Below are 5,475 nucleotides of genomic sequence, written 5' to 3'. Positions count from 1 at the left end.
GTGATTCATCCACATTATAAATCACAACTGGAATGTCCAGGGAATCCTTAAGGTTATCCCTGATTTCCGTAAATTCACTGCTTCTGATTTTCATTCCATTCTCCATAAGAATTTCATGAAAATTATTATATTCTTTTATTGGAGAAATATATATTATGTCTCCCTTTGAATATTCAATAAATTTCACAAATTTTACAGTATCCCTTACGTGATCTTTCCCAAATCCAGACATAACTATGAGCCCAACATTAATTCCCGAATCCTGGATTTTTCCTATAAATTCACGTGCCATTTGAGTATCCATTTTCTTGTTGAGAATTCTAAGCATATCTGGATTACCGCTTTCTATACCAATGTATATCCCCCTCTTTAGCCCCATTTCCCTCATCATTTTGAAATCCACATTTCTCAATGGTGTGGTAAAGGCATCGGAAAATGCATAAAAGGGCATATTGAATTTTTCCCTGAAATAATCAAAATAATTATACAGTATATCAGAACTCATGGAAACTGCATTGGCATCTCCAAGAAATATCCCGTTCATGGATTCGATGGAATTTTTATAGAATTCTCCTAACCTTTCAGCCTGTTCCCTAACCATAGAAAATGGCAATGGAGAATATTTTTGGTCCTTATAGAGATTGCAGAATGAACATTTGTTCCATGGGCAACCTGCGGATATACGTAAATAGAGTGAAAAGTACCTGTCAGGTGGCACTATAGGTATCTTTTCACCATAAATTCCAACAAGGCCTATACCTCTTTTTTTCAGAAATTCATAGTCCTTTCTATGTTTTTTTAGAAATGGATACTCTGTGGAAACCAGTTCTATATCGCTGTAAAATGAGTTTGCTATACCCTGTTTCTCCTTTTCATCCAGAAGCCTTGCATTTCTCTTTCCATTAATGTATCTTAATTCTATAAAATCATTCATTCTGGTTCTTCTATATGTTCTATCACCCAGGGAATAATAAATCATATCGGAATCCATATTCAGCGACAGTCTTCGCTCACCGATTTCAATCTTTACCACTCCTCTGGCTTCTTCAGCAAACACATGCCATTATTAATGGATTAATTAAATAGTTTTTTCAATTCCTAAATATGATATTTTGTATTATAATTCCTGGGCGTTATCATATATTTTCCATAGACGTATGTGCTGGAATTGCCTATTACTACCAGCGTGAACATATCTATATTAAAGTTCAGGAAGTTTTCTAATGTTGATATTTCCACTTTTTGACCATCCCTGTATGCGTTTTTGACGATTCCTACCGGTGTACTTTTATCTCTATATTCCAGCATGATTTCCCTGGCCTTTTTTATAAGTTCGGTTCGCCTTGAACTGACTGGATTGTATAGTGCCGTAACGAAATCCCCGCTGCCTGCTGCATGGATCCTTTTTATTATTGTTTCCACTGGTGTAAGCCTGTCGCTCAGGCTTATGGAGCAGAAATCGTTCATAAAGGGGACACCAAGAAGTGACCCTGCGGAATTCAATGCTGTGATCCCGGGAATAATTTTAACATCAATATCATATTTATGGGCAGCGAGAATCTCAAAAACTATGCCGGCCATGCCGTATATACCAGAATCACCACTGGAAACTATAGATACATTTTTTCCTTGCATGACATAGTTTATCGCCCTATTGGCCCTCTCTATTTCATCTGTGACAGCACCAGGCTCAATGTTCCTGTTTTCAATAAATTTTTCTATTAACTCTATGTATTTTGTGTATCCCATTATTATATCTGAATCCTCAAGTCTTTTTATTGCATCCTCTGTAATCTCTCCTCTATTTCCGGGACCTATTCCTATCAGGTACAGTGTGGACATAACACCCTATAAAAAGAGGGATAATATTTTTTGCTATTTTACTGGCTTTTTGCAAGATATCCCATAAAGGTGGATGCTGCTTTTGTTATATGGCTTGAACTCCCAAGGTGGGACATAACGTATTGTGGTGAATTTGGACTCCAGTTGCCGGGAGACGCAGACCCACTTCCCAGCACTCCTCCTGGTATTATATCATACATATATGAATTATATATGTAAGTTCCATGAGGACCAGTTATAAGGAAGGTAGTTGTCAGGTGGTTCTTATATGTAATATCACTTGAATATTTGTTGAACATGGCTGCAACCTTCGCGGGATATGTATTATTTATAAGGGAAAGCCCGTATGACACCAGAGATCCGTTAATGGACTTATTTGCTACCGTTCCACTCATTGTCTCATTGTACATGTAAAGGGGATAGAAGGTAAATTTATGCCCTGATGCAGTAAAGGTGAAATTTCCTTTAAATAAAAGGCCAGAGAGACCTGTGGTAGGGCTGGAGAAAACATCAGACGGATCGGCAGTATGTAATTCCACATGGCTAGATATGTTTGTTGTTGAGTTAATTCCATAATACAGTGCCCAGGAATCTGAGGCTCCTATGGGGCATCCTATCCATGAGAGGAAAAACACCGCGGAACTTCCATTGGAAAGGAGGTCTTTCTGTGATACCTCAATATATTTATCGGCAGTAATGTGAGCGGGAGCAGCGAAAAATGGATTTAATACAGCCAGCACAACTATGATAACTATTATGACTGCCATTATAGCCGTTAATAAAAAATTCCTTGTTTTAAAGAATCCTGTATAGTTCGGTTTATTTTTTCCCTGTTTTTTCACCGGGATATTGTTTTTCTTGGTTGACATTTTAATCTTATAACTGTAAGTCCTTTATCAATTTTTCGCACTGTCCGAACCTTTTTCTTAATAACAAACAATATATTATAAAACGCTATTATTTATCATGGCTATCGAAAATAATCTGGCTGAATTTATAAGTGGCGTATCCTATGAGAATATAGGAGAAGACGTAAAACATGAAGTTAAGCGAAGATTCATAGATGCATTGGGCGTTGCATATTCATCTATAGATTCTCCACCTGCGTCAAAGGTTAAAAAGATGATCGGGCTATATCCCGGAAATGCCAAGATTATCGGCATGGGCACATCATCTCCAGATTTCTCTGCATTTCTTAATTCACTGTTTATAAGATACATGGATTTCAATGACACTTACCTGTCACTGGAACCATTACATCCAAGCGACATGTTCGGCCCATTAATTTCTATTTCCTCCATTTTCAATAAAACTGGAAAGGATTTGATTACGGCTGCTGCAGTGGGCTATGAGATAGGAACAAGGCTGTGTGATTCCACATCACTGAGGGCAAAGGGCTATGACCATGTGAATTTTACTGAAATAGCCATGGCTGCTGCACTTTCCAGATTGCTTGATTTTAATGAAAACCAGATAATAAATGCAATATCCATAGCACTTGTTCCACATGTGGCACTGAGGCAGCCAAGGGTAGGTGGCCTCACAATGTGGAAGGCAGGAGCTGCAGCAAACAGTGCAAGAAATTCGGTTTTTGGTGCACTTGCCACGCTTTATGGCTTTACAGCTCCATCAGAGCCACTGTCAGGGAAAATGGGATTTAAGAACATAGTTGCACCAGATATGGATTTCTCAAAACTTGAGGGTAAAAGGGTCGATGGCATTATGCGTACGTATGTAAAGAAATTTCCAGTTGAATACCATGCCATGGCAGCTGTGGAAGGATCCATGAAGTTAGTCAATGACCTGGATATGAATATATAGATTCCATTGAAGTTTATACATACGAGGCTGCGGTTTCCATACTTGCAGATAAGGAAAAATGGCATCCCACCAACAAGGAAACAGCTGACCATAGCCTTCCATTCATTATAGCCTCGACATTGTTAAATAAGGATTTCTGGGTAAATAACTACAACGATATAAGAAACAAACAGATTATTGCATTAATGGATAAGATACATATAACCGAACTTAAGGAGTACACAGCACAGTATCCGGAAAAACTTCCCATCAGGCTGGAGGTAAAGTGCAGGGGAAAAACATTAGAAAGCGAGATTGAAATTCCAAAAGGGCATTACAGGAATCCCATGACAGACCGGGAGATAGAATCAAAGTTTGTAAGGTTAACAGGAATTACTGACACACTGGAGGATATGTGGACAATGGAGGACAGAGAGGTGGTCGAACTTGTCTGATCTTCTTAATAATAAATTTTTATCTGTTCCCGGTGTTTACAATCCTTTTTCCGCATTACTTGCAGGGAGAAAGGGCTTCAAGGCAGTATATCTCTCCGGTGGAGGTTTAACAGCTTCCATGGGCCTTCCTGATCTGGGGGTAATTACGCTCACAGAACTTGCAGGCATGGTAAGAAGCATTCATGAAATTATTGATATACCAATAATAGTTGACGCAGACACGGGCTTCGGAGAAACATTGAGCGTATACAGAACAGTAAAACTTCTCGAAGAAGCCGGTGCATCGGCAATACAGATAGAGGACCAGGTTTCACCCAAGAGATGTGGGCACCTCAATGGGAAGGAAGTAGTGTCGAAGGACAATATGGTAGAAAAGATCCGGGCTGCCAGTGCCGCAAGAAAAGATTCCTTGATAATTGCAAGGACTGATGCAAGGGCAGTCACCGGAATGGATGATGCACTGGAAAGGGCAAAAACATACGTCAAGGAGGGTGCAGACATCGTATTCCCAGAGGCACTTACAGATCGTGAGGAATTCAGGTATTTTGCGGAGAATACTGATTTTCCACTACTGGCAAATATGACGGAATTCGGAAAAACTCCATTTATAAAAGCCTCAGAATTTCAGGAAATGGGATACCGTTTTGTTATATTTCCGGTAACTCTATTTAGAATAGCAGCCAAGGCCATGGACGACGCACTGGAAGCATTAAAGGTTCAGGGCACACAGGAAGGAATTATAAACAACATGATGACCAGAAAGGAGCAGTATGAAGTTATAAACTACGATTTCTACCACGATTTCGACAAAAATATAGCCAAAGGGAAGTTAAAAAATTGAAATAGATTATTTAAGTGCTCCCTTTATTATTTGGACACTTATAAGAGAGATAACATATTTTATTATTGTATGGGTAATAGTAGATAATCAGTGATGAGAGTAGTATTATCACAATTATAATCGAAATTATTATTTTATAATGGGATTTTAGATTCATAATATCAACCCAACGGATGCACAAAATTTCCTTCTATAGATCTGGTATCATTTCCCGTGGTTATATAATTATACCCTTCGGGCCTATAAATTGTATATATTTTTAATGACTTTAAAGTATTATTATTGAGATAATAGAATGAATAGTTGCTGTTATCGTTCACAAAGAAATAATAATATCCATCTTTTATATTTACATTATAATATCTTGAATTATTTGAATCAAAGATAAATAAATTGCAATTAATATTTTTATCTGGCATAGAAGAGTTGTTATATGACATATACCCGTATATTGCACTCTCCTTCTCAGTGTGGATGTAGAATGTGTTATGCAGTTTGCCGGCTGATACAGTAAGGGTAAAATTATAATAGTTTCCT

The 5,475-nt window shown here is 38.0% G+C and carries 7 protein-coding genes; 3 read left to right on the top strand and 4 right to left on the bottom strand.

Going from position 1 to position 5,475, the window contains the following annotated elements:
* From AMDU4_RS13485 to AMDU4_RS13475, 3 genes are all read right to left on the bottom strand, one after another.
* The coding region (locus AMDU4_RS13485) for a radical SAM protein (RefSeq protein WP_021788484.1) at positions 1-1,057 on the bottom strand (1,057 nt) is incomplete at its 3' end.
* Positions 1,058-1,098: 41 nt separating this feature from the next.
* Positions 1,099-1,842 (bottom strand): precorrin-3B C(17)-methyltransferase, encoded by a 744-nt coding sequence (cobJ, locus tag AMDU4_RS13480; protein ID WP_021788483.1) that lies wholly within the window; start codon positions 1,840-1,842, stop codon positions 1,099-1,101.
* 38 nt (positions 1,843-1,880) lie between these two features.
* Positions 1,881-2,711, bottom strand: a complete 831-nt coding sequence (locus tag AMDU4_RS13475; RefSeq protein ID WP_021788482.1) for a DUF929 family protein — start codon at positions 2,709-2,711, stop codon at positions 1,881-1,883.
* Between the two features lie 97 nt (positions 2,712-2,808).
* Between AMDU4_RS13475 and AMDU4_RS13470 the strand changes: the two genes are divergently transcribed.
* The 3 genes from AMDU4_RS13470 to prpB are packed head-to-tail and all read left to right on the top strand — an operon-like array spanning position 2,809 to position 4,938.
* Positions 2,809-3,663: an MmgE/PrpD family protein gene (locus AMDU4_RS13470; protein ID WP_021788481.1), complete on the top strand. Its 855-nt coding sequence runs from the start codon at positions 2,809-2,811 to the stop codon at positions 3,661-3,663.
* A complete protein-coding gene (locus tag AMDU4_RS13465; RefSeq protein WP_306766131.1) occupies positions 3,660-4,097 on the top strand; it encodes a hypothetical protein in 438 nt (145 codons plus the stop codon). Before AMDU4_RS13470 ends, AMDU4_RS13465 begins: the two co-directional genes overlap by 4 nt.
* Positions 4,090-4,938 (top strand): methylisocitrate lyase, encoded by an 849-nt coding sequence (gene prpB, locus AMDU4_RS13460; RefSeq protein WP_021788479.1) that lies wholly within the window; start codon positions 4,090-4,092, stop codon positions 4,936-4,938. The genes AMDU4_RS13465 and prpB overlap by 8 nt, the downstream gene beginning before the upstream one ends.
* 161 nt (positions 4,939-5,099) lie before the next feature.
* Here the strand turns inward: prpB and AMDU4_RS13455 are convergent.
* On the bottom strand, positions 5,100-5,475 hold a 376-nt coding region (locus AMDU4_RS13455; RefSeq protein ID WP_021788478.1), incomplete at its 5' end, for a hypothetical protein.

The organism is Ferroplasma sp. Type II (assembly GCF_000496155.1).
Note: the sequence above shows the minus strand (reverse complement) of the source record. Positions and strands in the feature narration are given on the sequence as shown.